Here is a 17,494-nt window from a genome sequence, read left to right as displayed (position 1 = left end):
AATTAATTTTGCTATACAGAATATTAACGCTACAGTAAGTACAACTAATAAAATATTCATAAACCCCTCCTGGAAAAAATTTGTTTTGCTATCCTGCTGTCTGACAATCATATGATTTAACTAATTATATATTATTACTTTTTATTTGTCAATATTTTTTATTTTAGCTATTTTAGTACTATTTTAAAACTTAAAAATAGTATTACAGAACATATTTTTATATAATTTTTCCCTATTTTGTTGATTTCTAAATAATAAAAAAAGGCAATTATCGCCCACAGGAAAAGTGAACGCTTCTTGCCCATTTCTATTAAAATATTTATATTCTCCAAGTTAAAAATTTCTTTTCAATTTTTTCTGCAATTATATATAAAAGTAACCCTATAATACTTAAAACAAAAATTGAACTTAGTACTAATTTAATATCATAAGTTTCATTACCTAAAATTAATAAATATCCTAGTCCTGCTTTTGCTCCTATCATTTCTCCTATAACAGCTCCTGTTATAGCCTGAGTAACAGCTACCTTTATTCCAGAAAGAATAGCTTCTAAAGAGTATGGCAATTCTATATGATAAAATTTTTGAAAAGAAGTACTATTTAAAATCTTCATAAGGTTATACATATTTTTATCAATACTTCTAATTGCAACTATTTCATTAACCATCACTGGAAATAAAACTACTAATATAACTAATGCTATCTTAGATTCTAGACCTAAACCAAACCATAAAATAAATAATGGTGCTAAAGAAATCTTAGGTGCTGTTTGAATTATTAGAACAAATGGCATTATTAATTTTTCAATATATCTAGATTTAGCCACTATATATCCTACCACAAGCCCACTGAATATTCCTATTATAACACCAATAAATACTTCTTTTAAAGTAATATAAATATGATAAAGCATATCTCCTTTAAATAGTAAATCTATTATAGTTGATAAAAGATCTTCTGGCTGAGGCAATAAATAGCTTGGCACATTAAAAAATGCTATATAAACTTTCCAAAGTATTATAATTATTGGAAAAAATAAAAGTGGTAGTAAAACTTTTCTTCTTTCTTTTGACATTTTTTTCTCCTACATTATTTTATATTTCCAATTAAATCTTTGGCATTTACTTCTTTTTCTATTACTCCATACTCTTTTAAAACTTTAATTGAATTATCCCATTTGTCTAAATCTGAATATCCTAGACCATTCTTTTTAGTATTTTCACTCTGCCATAAATATGGAATAAATACTTCATTTAATATAGTTGTAACAATTTCTTCTCTTCCTTTAAAGCTTGGTGCATATTTTTCAACAGACATTTCAACAGCTTCTTTTGCATTTCCATCAACGATATATTGAATACCTTTATTTAAACCGGCATTAAATTTATTAACTATATCTTTATTTTCAGCTAAATATTTATCTCCTACTATAAGTACATTTCCATGTGAAGGAAGGAATTCATCAGAACGAATCTCAGCTACATCTACACCTTGATTTTTTAATTCAATAGTTCTAAGCATAGAGAACATTATTGCATCTACTTGTCCACTCACTAAAGCATTTACAATAGCTCCTGTTCCTATTATTTCAACTTTTACATCTTGTATTGTCATTCCTGCTTTTTCTAACATAACTTGTAATTGAATATAATTAGGACTACCAAAACTAGTTACTCCTATCTTTTTCCCTTTTAAATCTTTTGGCTCTTTTATTCCTGAAGATTTTTGAAAAATAAGTGCTCCTAATCCATTTTGATAAGTTGTATTTATAACTTTAACTGGTATTCCTTGTGACTTAGCAAGAATTACAGAATCTGCATTAGGAAATCCAAATTGTACATTTCCTGTAGCTACATTTTTTACAATTTCTGCTGCAGCTGCATAATAAAATTCAACATCTAAACCTTGTTCTTTAAAATATCCTTTTTCTTTAGCTATATAAAGTGGAGCATAATATGGAACTGCTGCTCCATCAATTTGAATTGATACTTTTTGAATTTCATCTTTTTTAACAGAAGTATTCTCTTTTTTCTCTCCACAACCACTAAATAAACCTAAGATCATTACTGAAAACATTACCATAAAAAATTTTTTCATTTTCTCTTCTCCCTTTCTCTTATTTTGTTTTACTATATAATATTTTTGCTGCTTCTAAAGCTGTTTTACACATATTTAATTGTGGATCTCCATATTCCACCAACCATTCATTTGTTATTCTATTACAATGAACTACACATATACTTGCTGCTTTTACTCCGTATATTGAAGAAAGAGTAAATATTGTTTCTGCTTCCATTTCAAGATTCATTACATTTAATCTAATCAACTCTTCATATAAATCTTGATAATGTTTATCTTCTTTTGAAAGAGGATTTCTTCCTTGCCCTCTATAAAATGAACCTATTGAAGCTCCTATTCCTAAATGACATTTTATACCTTGCTTTTCACTTGCTTCTTTAAGGCACATTACTAAATCAAAATCTGCTACTGCTGGATATTCTGGCATAGCATAAAATCTAGAACTTCCACCCATTCTTACAGAAGCTGTATTAATAATAAATTCGCCACATTTTATATCTTCCTTTATAGCTCCACAGCCACCTATTCTAATAAGATATTTTGCTCCTAGCTCAATTAATTCTGTTACTGCTATTTCTGTTGAAGGACCTCCTATTCCAGTAGAACATATTGTTATAGGTACTCCATTATATTTTCCAGTTCCAACTTTAAATTCTCTATTAAAAGAAACTATTTCATAATCTTCTAATAATTCTTTGAACATTTCAACTCTTGCATGATCCCCTGGTAAAAAAACAATTTCTGAAATTTTATCTGCTTTACATCTTAAATGGGCTGTTCCCTCTTCATAAACAGGTTTATCTGCTTTTATATACATTCTTACTCCTTTTCTACTCTTTGTGACTCATGCCAATAAAGAATTCTCTTTTCTAAAATATTTACAACTTCATAATAAAATATTCCAACTATAATCGTAAAGAATATTCCAGCAATTAATAAAGTCGTATCAAAAGTAGAAGAAGCAAATATTAAGACATAACCTAATCCTACTTTTCCAGATATCCATTCAGCAACTATAGCTCCAATAATTGCTTGAACCATTCCTATTTTTAGTCCAGAAAAAATCATCGGCATTGAATGAGGAAGCTCTATTTTAAAAAGAACTTGTAATTTACTACCATTTAATATTTTCATTAAATTTCTCATATCTTTTGGTACTGAATTTATTCCAACCATTGTAGCAACCATAACAGGGAAAAATACCATTGATACAATTAAAACTAGCTTAGATGTAAGCCCTAGTCCAAACCAGATAACAAATAATGGTACTAAAGCAATCTTAGGTGCTGTCTGAAAAAATATTAAATATGGCATTAACATATCTTTTAAAATCTCACATTTCTCTATAATATATCCAAAGAATACTCCTAGGAATACACCTATAAAATATCCCACAAAAATTATAATTGAAGTAGCAAAAAAATGCTCCCATATTTGCCCTTCTACAATAATTTCAAATAATTTTTTTAAAACTTTTATTGGAGAAGGCACTATATATTCAGCCACACCACTAACTTTAACATATATTCCCCAAATTATTAGAAATACAGCAATAGAGATAAAATATTCAGAAAATCCTTCAAATAATTTTTTGATTTTCTTTTTCATAATTATTCTAACACCTCTCTTAAATATTTAGTATATTCTACAAATTTAGGGTTATTTCTTATTTCAACTGTTCTAGGATATTCTAAATCAATATCTAATACTTCTTTTATTCTTCCTGGTCTAGGTGACATTACTATTACCTTGCTTGATAAGAATACTGCTTCATCTATACTATGAGTTACAAATAATATTGTTTTCTTTGTTTGTTCCCATATTTTTAATAATTCTATATTTAATGAATCTCTAGTTAAAGCATCTAATGCTCCAAAAGGTTCGTCCATTAATAAAAGCTTAGGATCATAAGAAAGAGATCTTACTATTGAAACTCTTTGTCTCATTCCTCCTGAAAGTTCTCTTGGAAGAGAGTTTTTAAAATCTGATAATCCTGCCATAGCTAATAATTTTTCTAATTTTTCAAGATTTTCCTTTGTCTTTATCTTTTTTATTTCTAATGGAAAAACAGCATTATCATACACATTTTTCCAAGGAAGAAGTACAGAATCTTGAAATACAAATCCTATATATTGATTTAAATCAAAATTTTCATTAAACTCTATTTTTCCTCCTGTAGGATTATCTAATCCACTTACTATTTTTAGCATTGTAGATTTTCCACAACCTGAAGGTCCAATAATTGAAATGAATTCTCCCTCTTTCACCTCTAAATTAATGTTTTGAAGAGCTATTGTTTTTTGCCCTGCCATATTTTTGTAAGTCTTTTCCATATTGCTTATTTTTAAACAAAAATCATTTTTCAAAGTTTTCCTCGTTTTAAACGAGCTCACCTGCCTTTCCTCATAATTTATAATATTTTTAATTATATTGTAAATTTCTCACATTTTTTCAAACAAGTGAGTATTTTACCAAATTATCTCAAATATTATATCATAAAAGCTTAATTATTTGAAAAAAATTATTAAAAATAAATATTGACTTCTAAAAAAGAAAGTAATATAATTATGAAAATTATTAAACGGAGGACAGAAAATGCTAAGGAAATTTAAATTACAAAATTTAATATATAACTTTAGTTTCCTTAGAGAAAGTATGTTCAAATAAAAGTCTATTTTAATTTTAATATAGGTATTTTTTATATTTGTAACCCATACCAGTCTATAAGGCTGGTATTTTTTTATAAAAATTTATTAGGAGGAAAGTTTATGAAAAAGTTTTTGCTTGTTTTAACAATTTTATTAGGAATGTTTTTAGGTGGATGTGGTAATTCTAAATCAGACGAAAAAGTTATAAAAATAGGTGGAAATGCAGAATACAAGCCCTATGAATATTTAGAAGGAAATAAAGTGACAGGTTTTTCCATTGATGTTGTCTTTAAAATCTTTGAAAATTTAGGTTATAAGGTTGAATATACAAATATGAGTTTTGAAGGATTAATTCCAGCACTTGAAACAGGAAAAGTTGATGTACTAACAGGACTTACACCTACAGATGAAAGAAAAAAATTTGTAGATTTTAGTGATAAATATTATGTTGGAAGACAGATTGCCATTGCAAATAAATCTAATCCTATAGCTACAGTTGAAGACTTAAAAAATAAGAGAATAGGAGTTCAATTAGGAACACTTCAAGAAACTCTTGCTAAAAATATAGAAGGAGCCAATGTAGTCCTTTATAATTCTTTTACTGGAGCGATAATGGATTTAAACTCTCAAAAAATTGATGCGATCATTATTTCTGGAGAAGTTAAAAATGAATATTTAGGAAATAATCCTAAATTATATGAAATTGGAAGAGTTGAAGATAATGAAAGTAAAGGAATTGCTATTGTTTTTCCTAAAGGACAAGATGAATTAATAGAAAAAGTAAATATAGAAATACAAAAAATGAAAAATTCTGGAGAACTTGATCAATTAATAAATAAATATTTTGGAGAATAGGAGAAAAATTATGAAAATAGAAGATCTAACATGGAAAGAATTAGAAGAACAAATAAAAAATAGTCCAATATTTGTTTTGCCAATAGGAAGTATAGAACAACATGGTTCTCATAGTACTTTAGGAACAGATTATGTTATTCCAAAATATCTTTGTGAGCAGATAGAAAATATAGAAAATGTAATTTCTTTGCCTGCTATTCCATATGGAGTATGCCCTTATCACAAAGGTTTCCCAGGTTCTTTTGATATAGGATATGAAACACTTTTTAACATCATCTATAAAATAATAGAAACAATAAAAAATGACGGAGCTAAAAAACTTATCATTATAAATGGACATGGGGGAAATACAGCAGCTATAGAAGATGCAGGAACAATATTATCTGAAAATATGGATATTATTGTAGTTGACTGGTGGAGACTTGCAGGAGACTTAAATCCAATATATAGTGGTGGACATGGAGATAAACAGGAAACCAGTGCTGTTATGGCCATAAAAGAAAGCAGTGTAAAATTAAACTTATTAAAAAAACAAGAAATGAAACATATTTCAGAAAATATAAAATTTTCTGATTCCATTAATGCTAACTTTAAAAACGGAAGTATAAAAATCTTAAAAAATGTAAAAGAAATAGTAAGTGATGGATGGGTAGGAAATTTAGATCCGTCTGAGTCAAGTGCAGAATTTGGAAAACAAATGTTAGATGATGTTACAAATTATCTAATTGACTTTATTAAAGAATTTAAAAAAATTAATTAATAAAAAATAATATAAAATTTTCATTTTAAAATTATTATAATTTTATAGAAAATGATCTTTTATGGTATAATAATATTACTTAAATATAAACCTACTTTAAATATGATTTCAAAAATATATTTTCTCAACAAATTATAAAAAAGGAGTTGCATATATGGACTGGAACAATATAGTATCTGATATTTCAAAAAAATATGATAATTTTTATCTATATTCAGAAAAAGGTATACTTTCTCAAATAGAAAATTTAAAAAATTCTTTTCCAAGTGTCAAATTTTTATATTCAGTAAAATGCAATTCAAATGAGCATATTTTAAAATCAATTTTTAATTCTGGAATTGGAGCAGATGCTGCTAGTTTAGGAGAAGTACTTTTAGCTGAAAAACATGGACTAAAAAAAGAAGAAATTTTTTACTCAGCTCCTGGAAAGACCACAGAAGATATTGAAAATTCTATTGATAATGCAATACTAATTGCTGATAGTTTTAATGAAATAAAAAAAATTGAAGCTATTGCTGAAAAAAAAGATTACATTATTAAAATAGGAGTTCGTATTAATCCTTCTTTCTCTTTTAATGGAGAAGTCGGAAGTTCTTCTAAATTTGGAATAGATGAAGAACAGATTTATGAATATTTACAAAAATATAAGACTTCAAAAATATCAATCTGTGGAATTCATGTTCACTTAAGAAGTCAAGAACTTGAAGCTTCTTTGTTGGAAAAATATTATAATAATATTATGAAAATGGCAAAAAAATTATCTACATTTAATAATGTAAACTTAGAATATATCAATATGGGATCTGGAATAGGAATTCCTTATTCTAAAAGCGATAAATCTTTAGATATTAAGTATTTAGGAGAAAGAACAGAAAAGGCAATTAAAAATTTTAAAAAAGATTACCCAAATATTAAATTCATAATAGAAACAGGAAGATATCTCGTAGGAAATAACGGTGTATATGTTACAAAAGTATTAGACAAAAAAATATCTTATGGAAAAACATATATCATAGTTAAAAATACATTAAATGGATTTTTCCGTCCATCTATTGCTAAATTAGTTTCTAGTTATACAAAAGATGAAGAGCCTGTTGCAAAAGAACCTCTATTTACTAAAATAGATGCTTTTGAAATTTCTACATTAAAAAATAGCAATCTTTGTGAAAAAGTAACTATTGTTGGAAATCTTTGTACAGCAACAGATGTTATAGCTGAAGATGTTATTTTACCACAATTAGAATATGATGATATATTAATAATTTCAAATGCAGGTGCTTATGCTTCTGTTTTATCCCCAATGCAATTTTCTTCACAGAAAAAACCTCTTGAAATTTTTTGGTGTCAAAATGGAAAAATTTTAATTTAACCAAAAATTTAATTTATTAATAGTTACAGAGAAAATGGCTGTTGCATTTTTATAGATTTGCAACAGCCACTTTAATTATTTTAATTTATCAATAGCACAGGCAAGTATTTTAACTCCCTCTTCTATATCTTTTTCTTCACACTGAGCAAAACTTATTCTTATGTAGTTATCATTATTTTCTGAAAAAACAACTCCTGGAAGAATTCCCACTCCATGAGAAAGCATATTTACATACACAGCCTTGCTTGAAATATTTTCAGGAAGTTTTACCCAAAAACAAAGTCCACCTTTTGGTCTCTTAAAAGTAATATTTTTAATTTTTTTAAGACACTTATACATTAATTTTTGTTTTTCTTTAAAAATTCTTCTAGCTTTTTCCATATGAAGATCCCAGTCTCCGTTCTCAAGAAGAAACTGAAAAGCCCTCTGATTTAATCCAGAATGATAAATATCCCCTGAAAATTTTCTTGTTAAAACAGTATTAAGCATTGGCTCAGGAACTGTAATATATCCAAGACGAAATCCTGGCATAAAAATTTTAGAATAACTTTTAATATAAATTACTCTCCCATCTTTATCCATACTTTTTAAAGATGAAGGTTTTCCCCCTGTAAAATAAAGATTTGACAATCCATCATCTTCAAGAATATAGAAATCAAATCTTTCAGCTAATTCTAAAAGTTTTTTCTTTTTTTCATCTCCTGTAGATACACCTGTTGGATTATGAAAATTTGTCATTGTATAAAATAATTTTATTTTTTGACGACGAAGAATTTTTTCAAGATCTTTTAATGAAAATCCATCATTCTGCATTGAAATTTCCATTATTCTACAACCAGCTTTTTTAAAACTTTCCCTTGCTCCTCTATAGGTAGGATCTTCCACAACTACTATGTCATTTGGATATAAAAAAGCCTGTGAAATAATATCTATTCCCTGCTGAGCTCCTGAAACAATCTGTATGCTGTTTATATCAACATCTATATTTTCTTCTTTCTTAAGTTTTTCTGAAATAGTTTTACGAAGATAATAATATCCTTGAGGATCTTCATAAAGAAATGCTGATTCCCTGTCTCTGTCAAGAACAAAATTTATTGCTCTTTTCAGACTCTCCATAGGAAGAATTGTTTCATTAGGTGTTGCTGAAGCAAAATCAATATTAAATTCAGGGTTAAAATAACCGTATCTAAAGGTTTCACTTTCCATATGATCTTCTAAATAAACATTTTTCTTTTTTTGGAATTTAACATAAACTCCACTTCCCTCTTTTTTTATTACATAACCATTTTTTTCAAGCTCATCATATGCTTTTGCAACTGTTGACGGGCTTACTCCAAGTTCTTCTGCCATTTTTCTTACAGGAACTAGTTTTCCTTTTAATTTATCTTTTTCTATTCTCTCTTTTATCTGAGAATAAATCTGAAGATATATTTTACCAATTTTTTTTATTTTTATAGATTTCTCCATCACTGTCTCCCAAAGTTTAAAATTATTTTGCAAGAGTGCTTGTATTTACTCCCTCTCTTCTCATCATTTCCACATCTAAATCATCATCTGGAATTGTTATATTTATAACTTGTCCACTGTCTGTTCCTATGTAACTGCTTATTCCTTTCACAAGAAATGGAAACGAATATCTTAAATCACTGCTTGTGTCAGTCATGCTTCCATTTACTTGCCAAAAACTTTTATTTTTAGTTTTACTAAATGATGTAATAGAAATGTTTTTAGTATAAAGAGTTTTTGTACGGATTTTTGTTCTGTAGCCAATTAATTCATAATCTCTATCCCAATATGTATAAGGATAATATCTTCCATCTACTTTTCTGTATCTAGTGTAAGGGCGAAGAACTGTATCCCACACAGGTTCATCATAAGAATAGGTGTGTATCTGAGGCTCTGAAATATCATAATCAAATATAATTAACTGATCTGCATTTTTAAGATTCTTTGACTTTACATAACCTTTTTGTTGAAGAACTATATCAATATATTTTTCAAATTCTTGTATCTGAAGAATAAGATTTTTATCTTTTAATTTATTTTCTGATACCTCTAGATAATATCTGTTTCCTGCTAGCACATTTGCACTGTATGAACTTACTTGTATTGAGTGTCTGTAAGATGTACAACCACTTAAAATAAAAAAGATTCCAAGTAATAAAATATATATCATATTATTTAAATTTTTTATTTTTTTCATGTGAAACTCCTTTTTAAGATTTTCTATAATTGTATTATAGCAATATGGAAAAAATGAGGCAAATAAATCATATTTTTTATAAAAATATTTTGTGATATTTGTATAATTTAAGTTAAAATAATTCGTTTTTTATTTGATATGTATATTTTTTTGAATTTTTTCCTTAATATGCTATAATCTATTATGAAAAGCTGATATTTAAATTTAAAAACAGATTAGAAGCTTTTATAAAAAATTATTCAGGGGGTTAAAATGGCAAACAGATTTGTATTAAACGGTATTTCATATCATGGAAAAGGAGCAATAGAAAATATAATTACAGAAGCTATATCAAGGGGATTTAAAAAAGCTTTTGTATGCTCAGATCCTGATCTTATAAAATTTAATGTTACAAAAAAAGTTACAGATTTATTAGAAAAAAATAATCTTGATTATGAATTATATTCTGATATAAAACCAAATCCTACAATAGAAAATGTACAAACAGGAGTTGAAGCTTTTAAAAACTCTGGAGCTGATTATATTATAGCTATTGGAGGAGGATCTTCAATTGACACTGCTAAAGCAATAGGAATTATTATAACAAATCCTGAATTTGCAGATGTAAGAAGTCTTGAAGGAGTAGCACCTACTAAAAATCCTGCAGTTCCTACTATTGCAGTTCCTACAACTGCTGGAACAGCAGCTGAAGTAACAATAAACTATGTAATAACAGATGTTGAAAGAAACAGAAAATTTGTTTGTGTTGATCCTCATGATATTCCACTTATTGCAGTTGTTGATCCTGATATGATGTCTTCTATGCCTAAAGGACTTACTGCAGCAACTGGTATGGATGCTTTAACACATGCTATAGAAGGATATATAACTCTTGGAGCATGGGAACTTTCTGATATGTTCCACTTAAAAGCTATAGAAATAATTGCTAAATCTCTTCGTGGAGCTGTAGAAAACACTCCTGAAGGTAGAGAAGGAATGGCTCTTGGACAATATGTAGCAGGAATGGGATTCTCAAATGTAGGACTTGGAATAGTTCACTCAATGGCTCACCCTTTAGGTGCTTTCTATGATACACCTCATGGAGTTGCAAATGCTATTATTCTTCCTACTGTAATGGAATATAACGCTCCTTTCACTGGGGAAAAATATAGAGAAATTGCAAGAGCTATGGGAGTTAAAAATGTAGATAATATGTCACAGGAAGAATACAGAAAAGCTGCTGTAGAAGCTGTTAAAAAATTATCTGCAGATGTAGGAATTGCTCCTAATCTTGTAGGAATAGTTAAAGAAGAAGATATTCAGGCTCTTGCTGAATCTGCATATGCTGATGCTTGCCGTCCTGGAAATCCAAGAGATACAAATGTTGAAGAAATTGCTGAACTTTATAGAAAATTAATGAAATAAACAATACAAAAAAGTTGCTGTATCTAAGATACAGCAACTTTTAATTTATTATTTTATAGAAACTACCTCATACCCTTCTTCAGATATAACATTTTTAAAAACCTCATCAGTTATATCCTTATTCATAGCAACTTCTGCTGTTTTATTTTCTAGACTTACTTTTACTTCCTCTACACCATCAATATTTTTTAAAGCTTTTTCTACATGTGCCACACAATGTCCACACATCATTCCTTCTATTGTTAATATTTTTTTCATAATTTTAAACCTCCTTAAAATATAAAAATATATTTCTGCTTATTTTTATATTATCACAAAAATAAATAAATTGTAAGAAAAAACGAAGTATTTTAATGAAGATTTTCTTACAAAATTTTAAAAATTTTTTGTAGAAATGTAGACAAAAAAATTTAAAAATTGTATCATGAAATTGGATAAAGTATTTAGGAGGCATACCATGAATGGAAAAGAAATACTTAATTTTTTAACAAGCCTTGCTGAAGGGATTTCCTCTATGTTTGGCCCTGACTGTGAGGTTATAATTCATGACTTAAAAAAGAAAGGTATAGTAACTGCTGTGTATAATGGTCATGTTACTGGAAGAAAAAAAGGAGATAAACTGAATCTTCTTGGAATATACAATATGGAAGAAGCCATAGAAGGAAGGGATTTTTACAACTGTTTGTGTAAAACTCATGAAGGAAGACTTATAAAATCAACAACAGTTCATTTTAAAGATAAAAATTATCACTATGCTTTTGGAATAAACTACGACTTCACAAAACTTTCTCTTGCTGAAAGCGTTTTAAGCAATCTTGTAAAAACAGGAATAGAAGTTGAAAAAGCTGTAATTGGAAATCCTTCTGAAAAAATTATAGACGATATATTCCTTGAAGGAATGAAAATGGTAGGGAAACCTGTTGCTCTTATGAACAAAGAAGACAGAATGACTCTTGTGAGATATCTTAAAGATAATGGTGGATTCTCTCTAAAAAAAGGTATACAAACTGTTGCTAAAAAAATGCATGTTTCAAGATACACTATTTACAATTATCTAAAAGCTTTTGAAAACGAAGAAAAAGAATAGTCTGATTATAACCTTTAGTTAGGTAGAAAAGTACAGATAAAATCTTGGACAATCTTCTTATAAAAATTTTAAGATTTTGTCTGCACTTTTTTTCTTAAAAAACCTTATATTATATTTAATTTGAAATATTTTTCTATAAAATGAAATTAGCATTTTTTATATTTCTGTTAAAAAAATAAGGAACTGTTGCAAATCTATAAATTTGCAGCAGTTCCTTGTTATTCTATTTTTCTAAAAATTCCCCATTAGTTTCTATTATTTTTTTATACCAATAAAAACTATCTTTTTTATATCTATTTAATGAACCTGTCTCTTCATTTCTATCTACATATACAAATCCATAACGCTTTTGATATCCATTCAGCCAACTAAGAAGATCTGTAAAAGACCATGTGCAATAAGCAAGAACTTCACAGCCTTCATCTATTGCTTCTGCCAAAGATTTTAAATGCTCTTTTATATACTCTATTCTGTATATATCATGTATTGATTTATCATCTTCTTGTTTATCAAAAGCTCCTAAACCATTTTCTGAAATAATAATAGGAAGTCTATATCTGCTTGTTATTTCTCTGCATAAATATTTTAATCCAACAGGATCTATTGTCCAATCCCAATCTGTCGTTTTTAAAAATTTATTTTGAGGATTTTTATATACCCCAGGAATTCCAGTGATTTGCCCTGAACCTTTAATTCCTGTCGTATTCATAGTTCCATAAGGAGTTACTCCATCTAAAGGATTGTATTCACATACGCAACTTTGATAATAATTTACTCCCATAAAACTTATTTCTTTAGCTGCAGCTTTTAAAATTTCAGCATCATCTTCATAAAAAACTGGAGCTATTCCTTTTTTCTCAAGATATTTCATTGCTGCTCTTGGATATTCTCCATAAGCATACATATCAAGCCACCAGAAATTTTTTAAATCATCGTAATTTACTTTTGACATAATATTTATAGGATTACAATCTAATGGATAACTTGGAGTATATGCAAAACTTGCTCCTATTTTTCCAGTAAATCCCATTTTACGATAAGATAAAACTGTTTTTGCATGTGCTAAAAAAGCATTATGATTTACTTGATAAAACATTTTTCCATCATCAAACTTTCCAGGTGGGTGTTGTGCTGTTAACCAACCTAATGATGTAAATATATTTTGTTCATTTAAAGTTATCCAATATTTTACTTTATTTCCAAAAGCCCTAAATAATGTTTCTGCATAATTTAAAAAGTCGTCTATAATTTTTCTGCTTTCAAAACCATTATACTCTTCTACTAAAGCTTGAGGTAAGTCCCAGTGATATATTGTAACCATAGGTTCTATTCCATATTTTAGACATTCATCTATTATACTTTCATAAAACTCTAGTCCTTTTTGATTAACTTCTCCTTTTCCTTGAGGATATATTCTTGTCCATGCTATTGAAAATCTATATGTTTTTAAACCCATTTCAGCCATTAAAGCAATATCTTCTTTATAACGATGATAATGGTCTACAGCTATATCTCCTGTCGTTCCTTTAAATGTTTTTCCTGGAATTCTTACAAATTTATCCCAGTTAGACATTCCTTTTCCATCAATATTATATGCTCCTTCTATTTGATAAGCAGCTGATGCACTTCCCCATAAAAAATTCTCAGGAAATTTATATTTATTCATAAGTTTTACACCTCTTTATTTTTTAATTGTAACAATATAACAAAATACTTTAAAAAGTCTATTTGCTTATTTTATGTTTCTCTTCAGCCCTTTTTAAAAGTTCTTCTTCTGCATCTTCATAAGATACATCTTCAAATCCAGCAACATAAGTAACTACAAAAGATACTGTTACTGCCACTAACATTGCTCCTAAAGCAATGAAAAGACTTGAAGCTCTGTTTTGTTCTATATATTGTACAACTGTTACTAAAGAAGGTGTTGCAACTCCAAAGCATTTCATTTGCATAAACCCACCAAAAAGTCCTCCTACTATTCCACCAGCACATACACCTATCATAGGTCTTTTTAGTCTTAAGTTTACACCATAAAGAGCAGGTTCTGTAATTCCTGCTACTATTGCAGAGAAAGCAGATGATCCTGCTAATTGTTTAAAATCTTTATCTTTAGTTTTTACAGCAACTGCTAATGCAGCTCCACCTTGAGCCAAATTAGCACATAATTCACCTATACAAATAAAAGTCTCATATCCAACTGTTGCTAATACTCCTAATTTTATAGGTGTAAAAGCATGGTGCATTCCAGCCATAACAAAGAAAGGATATAATCCTCCTATCATTCCTACTGCAAAGAAACCAAATATATCATAAATTTTATAAATTATAAGAGATAGTATATCTCCTAATATAGCTCCTAAAGGTCCTAATACTATCATTGTTATCGGAAGAGCTATTACCATTACAAGCATTGGTTTTAAAAAGTTCTTTGTAATTGCAGGAGTAATTTTATCTACAAATCTTTCTACATAAGAAAGAGACCATACTCCTAAAATTATTGGAATTACAGAATAAGCATAATTTGCTGGAGTAATTGGTAAACCTATAAAGTAAAGCTTTTCCCCTGTTTCTTTTACTGTATTTAACATTTGAATAAAAGAAGGGTGTAAAATTACAAGAGCCATACTTGCTGCATAATAAGCATTTGTTCCAAATTTATTAGCTGCTGACATTGCTATAAGCACAGGCATAAAGAAAAATGCTCCATCACCTATTACATTTAAAACAGCATAAGTTTGACTTGCACTATCTAATAAACCAGACATTGTTAATATTGTAAGCAGCACTTTTATCATTGCTGCTCCAATAATTGCAGGAATTACAGGAGCCATTACAGATGATATAATATCCATTAACATAGAAACTATATTCATCTTTTTCTTATTTTTTACTCCACTTTTTTCAGAAGAAACAGCTTTAAAGTTTCCTTCTTTACATAATTCCTTGTAAACATATCCTACTTCATTTCCTATGATTACTTGATACTGCTCAGGTTTTTGAATAGTTCCTACTATTCCTCTTACTCTCTTTAATCCTTCGTCATCAACTAAAGAATTGTCTTTTAAGTCAAAACGCAATCTTGTCATACAATGTACAACACTATTAACATTTTCCTTTCCACCAATTTTTTCTAAAATCTTTTTTGCTAAAACAGCATAATCCATATATTTTACCTCCAAAAAAATATTTTTTTTAAAGGTTTTGCCTATATCTGTGTGGCCATCACAATATAGTTACAATCCAAATATATTTAATATGACTTTCGTCTATATTACTGTGTTTTATTTAGTTGATTCTTTACATAATCTTTGAATATATATTATCAAATACATTTGTTCTGCATTTGTTAGTTCATAATCATAATTTGTTTTACTAAATTCATTTATTATTGAAACACATTTATAGCACTTAGGATATTTAACTTTTAACATTTCAAAAAGATCATCATCTTCATCGTTTACTGTTCCATTAATCATTCTTAATGCTAAAAATTTTAAATGTGTTACTATTCTATAATATGACATTGTTTCTTCATTTATAGTTATAAGCATATTATATTCTATTATATTTAAGATTTTTTGTGCTATTCTTGTTATTTCTGCTGTATTATTCATGCTTCCATCAAGCTGAGCATTTATAATATGGTTTGTTATATATCCTGCTTCATCTTTTGTAAAAGCAATTCCTAATTCTTTTCTTATAATTTCTAAAGCTTCTAAAGAAACATCATATTCATCTTTATAAAGACGCTTTATTTCATTAAGCAAAGGATTTTTTATTTCTATTCCATTTTTAAATCTTTCTACAGCACTATGAATATGCTCTGTAAGAGAAACATAAATAATATTATGTAATTCTTTATTATATTTTTCTTTTAAAATATTTACAATTTTCTCTGTTATTTCAATATAATTTTCTGGAATATTTGAGATAACTTCTTTTAATTTTTCATTTAACCCATTATCTTTATTGGAAAAAATTTTCATTCCTTCGGACATTTGAATTTCATCATTCACTTTTCTCTGAAATCCGATTCCTCTTCCCATAACAACAATTTCTTCATTATTCTCATCTTGGGAAATAAAGGCATTATTATTTAAAATCTTTAATACACGCACAAAGCCCCCCTATCTTTTATTTTCTCTCTATTTTTAATATTAAACATTTTGTACTTTTTAAGAAAAAATAAAATTTAAAAACAACATCTCTTTTTTCCAAATATTCGCTTCATAAATGATAACACATTTATATAAAGTTGTAAAGAAAAAGGAAATGTAATTTTTATAGCAACTTTTTGCTTAATATATTAAAGTATATTCGTATTTTCTATAAAATTTTCTCAAAATTTTTATACAAAAATATTTTTTATAATAGCTACTAAAACAGGAATAAGCATTGCAGGAAGCATATTACTTATTTTTATATCAGTTTTTTCAAAAATAAAAGTAAATGCAAGCCCTGTCAAAAGAACTCCTCCTATTGATGAAAGCTGATTTAATACATGAGGATCTGTTGCTGTTTTTAAAATTTCTGCAAGTAAGAAAATCCCTCCTTGATAAATTATAACTATAATTGCTGAGAATAAAACTCCTAAACCATAAGTTGAAGCAAGAAACATTGCCATAATTCCATCTAAGATTGCTTTTATATATATGATACTGCTGTCTTTTTCAAGTGCAATTTTCAAAGGGCCTATAACAGCCATTGAACCTATACAAAAAATAAGAGTAGCAGTAATAAAGCCGTTTACAAAGCCATGACTATTTTTTGCAAATTTATTTTGAAAAAATAAAGCCATAGATTTTAATTTTTTGTCAATATCAACTATCTCTCCAATAACAGTACCAATTACCAAATAAATAACATTCAACATTCCATTTTCATAATGAATAGCATCTTTTATTCCCATTGCAAAAATTTGAAATCCCATAACAATAATAATAGCTCTACTTAATTTTAAAGAACTATGATTTTTAAAAAAATATCCAAGAAATCCACCTAAACATATAGCAAATCCATTAAGAAATATAGCAAACATTTCCTCTCCCCGTCCCTTATAAAAGTTTTAGAGCACCATAAAATAATCAAA

General features: G+C 27.8%; 17 protein-coding genes. 5 read left to right on the top strand and 12 right to left on the bottom strand.

Features of this window, described 5'->3' with window-relative positions; genetic code table 11:
- Positions 1-319 precede the first annotated feature (319 nt).
- The 5 genes from I6E17_RS09130 to I6E17_RS09110 are packed head-to-tail and all read right to left on the bottom strand — an operon-like array spanning position 320 to position 4,391.
- Positions 320-1,075, bottom strand: coding sequence for an ABC transporter permease (locus tag I6E17_RS09130; RefSeq protein WP_235236903.1), 756 nt, complete (start codon positions 1,073-1,075; stop codon positions 320-322).
- Positions 1,076-1,089: 14 nt separating this feature from the next.
- Entirely contained in the window at positions 1,090-2,097 is a 1,008-nt protein-coding gene (locus I6E17_RS09125) for an ABC transporter substrate-binding protein (RefSeq protein ID WP_235236902.1), read from the bottom strand.
- Between the two features lie 19 nt (positions 2,098-2,116).
- Positions 2,117-2,896, bottom strand: a complete 780-nt coding sequence (locus tag I6E17_RS09120) for a nucleoside phosphorylase (protein ID WP_235236901.1) — start codon at positions 2,894-2,896, stop codon at positions 2,117-2,119.
- A gap of 2 nt (positions 2,897-2,898) precedes the next feature.
- Positions 2,899-3,687, bottom strand: a complete 789-nt coding sequence (locus I6E17_RS09115; RefSeq protein WP_235236900.1) for an ABC transporter permease — start codon at positions 3,685-3,687, stop codon at positions 2,899-2,901.
- Positions 3,688-3,689: 2 nt separating this feature from the next.
- A complete protein-coding gene (locus tag I6E17_RS09110) occupies positions 3,690-4,391 on the bottom strand; it encodes an ABC transporter ATP-binding protein (RefSeq protein ID WP_235236899.1) in 702 nt (233 codons plus the stop codon).
- Positions 4,392-4,847: 456 nt separating this feature from the next.
- On the opposite strand from I6E17_RS09110, the gene I6E17_RS09105 reads away from it, so the two are divergent.
- The 3 genes from I6E17_RS09105 (at position 4,848) to I6E17_RS09095 (ending at position 7,711) form a co-directional block, all read left to right on the top strand.
- Positions 4,848-5,582, top strand: coding sequence for a transporter substrate-binding domain-containing protein (locus tag I6E17_RS09105; RefSeq protein ID WP_235236897.1), 735 nt, complete (start codon positions 4,848-4,850; stop codon positions 5,580-5,582).
- A 10-nt stretch (positions 5,583-5,592) separates the two neighbouring features.
- Entirely contained in the window at positions 5,593-6,342 is a 750-nt protein-coding gene (locus I6E17_RS09100; RefSeq protein WP_235236895.1) for a creatininase family protein, read from the top strand.
- Between the two features lie 154 nt (positions 6,343-6,496).
- A complete protein-coding gene (locus I6E17_RS09095; protein WP_235236894.1) occupies positions 6,497-7,711 on the top strand; it encodes a diaminopimelate decarboxylase family protein in 1,215 nt (404 codons plus the stop codon).
- Positions 7,712-7,786: 75 nt separating this feature from the next.
- Here the strand turns inward: I6E17_RS09095 and I6E17_RS09090 are convergent, their stop codons facing one another.
- Positions 7,787-9,178 carry a PLP-dependent aminotransferase family protein gene (locus tag I6E17_RS09090; protein WP_235236893.1) on the bottom strand — a complete coding sequence of 464 codons (1,392 nt, stop codon included), beginning with the start codon at positions 9,176-9,178 and terminating at the stop codon, positions 7,787-7,789.
- Positions 9,179-9,200: 22 nt separating this feature from the next.
- Positions 9,201-9,914: a hypothetical protein gene (locus tag I6E17_RS09085; RefSeq protein WP_235236892.1), complete on the bottom strand. Its 714-nt coding sequence runs from the start codon at positions 9,912-9,914 to the stop codon at positions 9,201-9,203.
- A 252-nt stretch (positions 9,915-10,166) separates the two neighbouring features.
- Here I6E17_RS09085 and fucO point away from each other — a divergent pair, with 252 nt between their 5' ends.
- The gene (gene fucO / locus I6E17_RS09080; RefSeq protein WP_235236891.1) at positions 10,167-11,318 is read left to right on the top strand and encodes a lactaldehyde reductase; all 1,152 of its coding nucleotides are present in this window, start codon (positions 10,167-10,169) and stop codon (positions 11,316-11,318) included.
- A gap of 48 nt (positions 11,319-11,366) precedes the next feature.
- Here fucO and I6E17_RS09075 read toward each other — a convergent pair whose 3' ends face one another.
- A complete protein-coding gene (locus tag I6E17_RS09075; protein WP_235236890.1) occupies positions 11,367-11,576 on the bottom strand; it encodes a heavy-metal-associated domain-containing protein in 210 nt (69 codons plus the stop codon).
- A gap of 199 nt (positions 11,577-11,775) precedes the next feature.
- On the opposite strand from I6E17_RS09075, the gene I6E17_RS09070 reads away from it, so the two are divergent.
- The gene (locus I6E17_RS09070; protein WP_235236889.1) at positions 11,776-12,405 is read left to right on the top strand and encodes a helix-turn-helix transcriptional regulator; all 630 of its coding nucleotides are present in this window, start codon (positions 11,776-11,778) and stop codon (positions 12,403-12,405) included.
- Between the two features lie 223 nt (positions 12,406-12,628).
- Here I6E17_RS09070 and I6E17_RS09065 read toward each other — a convergent pair whose 3' ends face one another.
- The 4 genes from I6E17_RS09065 to I6E17_RS09050 form a co-directional block, all read right to left on the bottom strand.
- A complete protein-coding gene (locus I6E17_RS09065) occupies positions 12,629-14,071 on the bottom strand; it encodes a glycoside hydrolase family 1 protein (RefSeq protein WP_235236887.1) in 1,443 nt (480 codons plus the stop codon).
- A 58-nt stretch (positions 14,072-14,129) separates the two neighbouring features.
- Positions 14,130-15,569, bottom strand: a complete 1,440-nt coding sequence (locus tag I6E17_RS09060) for a PTS transporter subunit EIIC (protein ID WP_235236885.1) — start codon at positions 15,567-15,569, stop codon at positions 14,130-14,132.
- Between the two features lie 117 nt (positions 15,570-15,686).
- On the bottom strand, positions 15,687-16,523 hold the full coding sequence (gene licT, locus I6E17_RS10015; protein WP_235236883.1) for a BglG family transcription antiterminator LicT: 837 nt from the start codon (positions 16,521-16,523) through the stop codon (positions 15,687-15,689).
- 230 nt (positions 16,524-16,753) lie between these two features.
- Positions 16,754-17,443: a DUF554 domain-containing protein gene (locus tag I6E17_RS09050; protein ID WP_235236882.1), complete on the bottom strand. Its 690-nt coding sequence runs from the start codon at positions 17,441-17,443 to the stop codon at positions 16,754-16,756.
- Between the last annotated feature and the right edge of the window lie 51 nt (positions 17,444-17,494).

The sequence above is a fragment of the Fusobacterium perfoetens genome (assembly GCF_021531595.1).
Classification (GTDB): Bacteria; Fusobacteriota; Fusobacteriia; order Fusobacteriales; family Fusobacteriaceae; genus Fusobacterium_B.
Note: the sequence above shows the minus strand (reverse complement) of the source record. Positions and strands in the feature narration are given on the sequence as shown.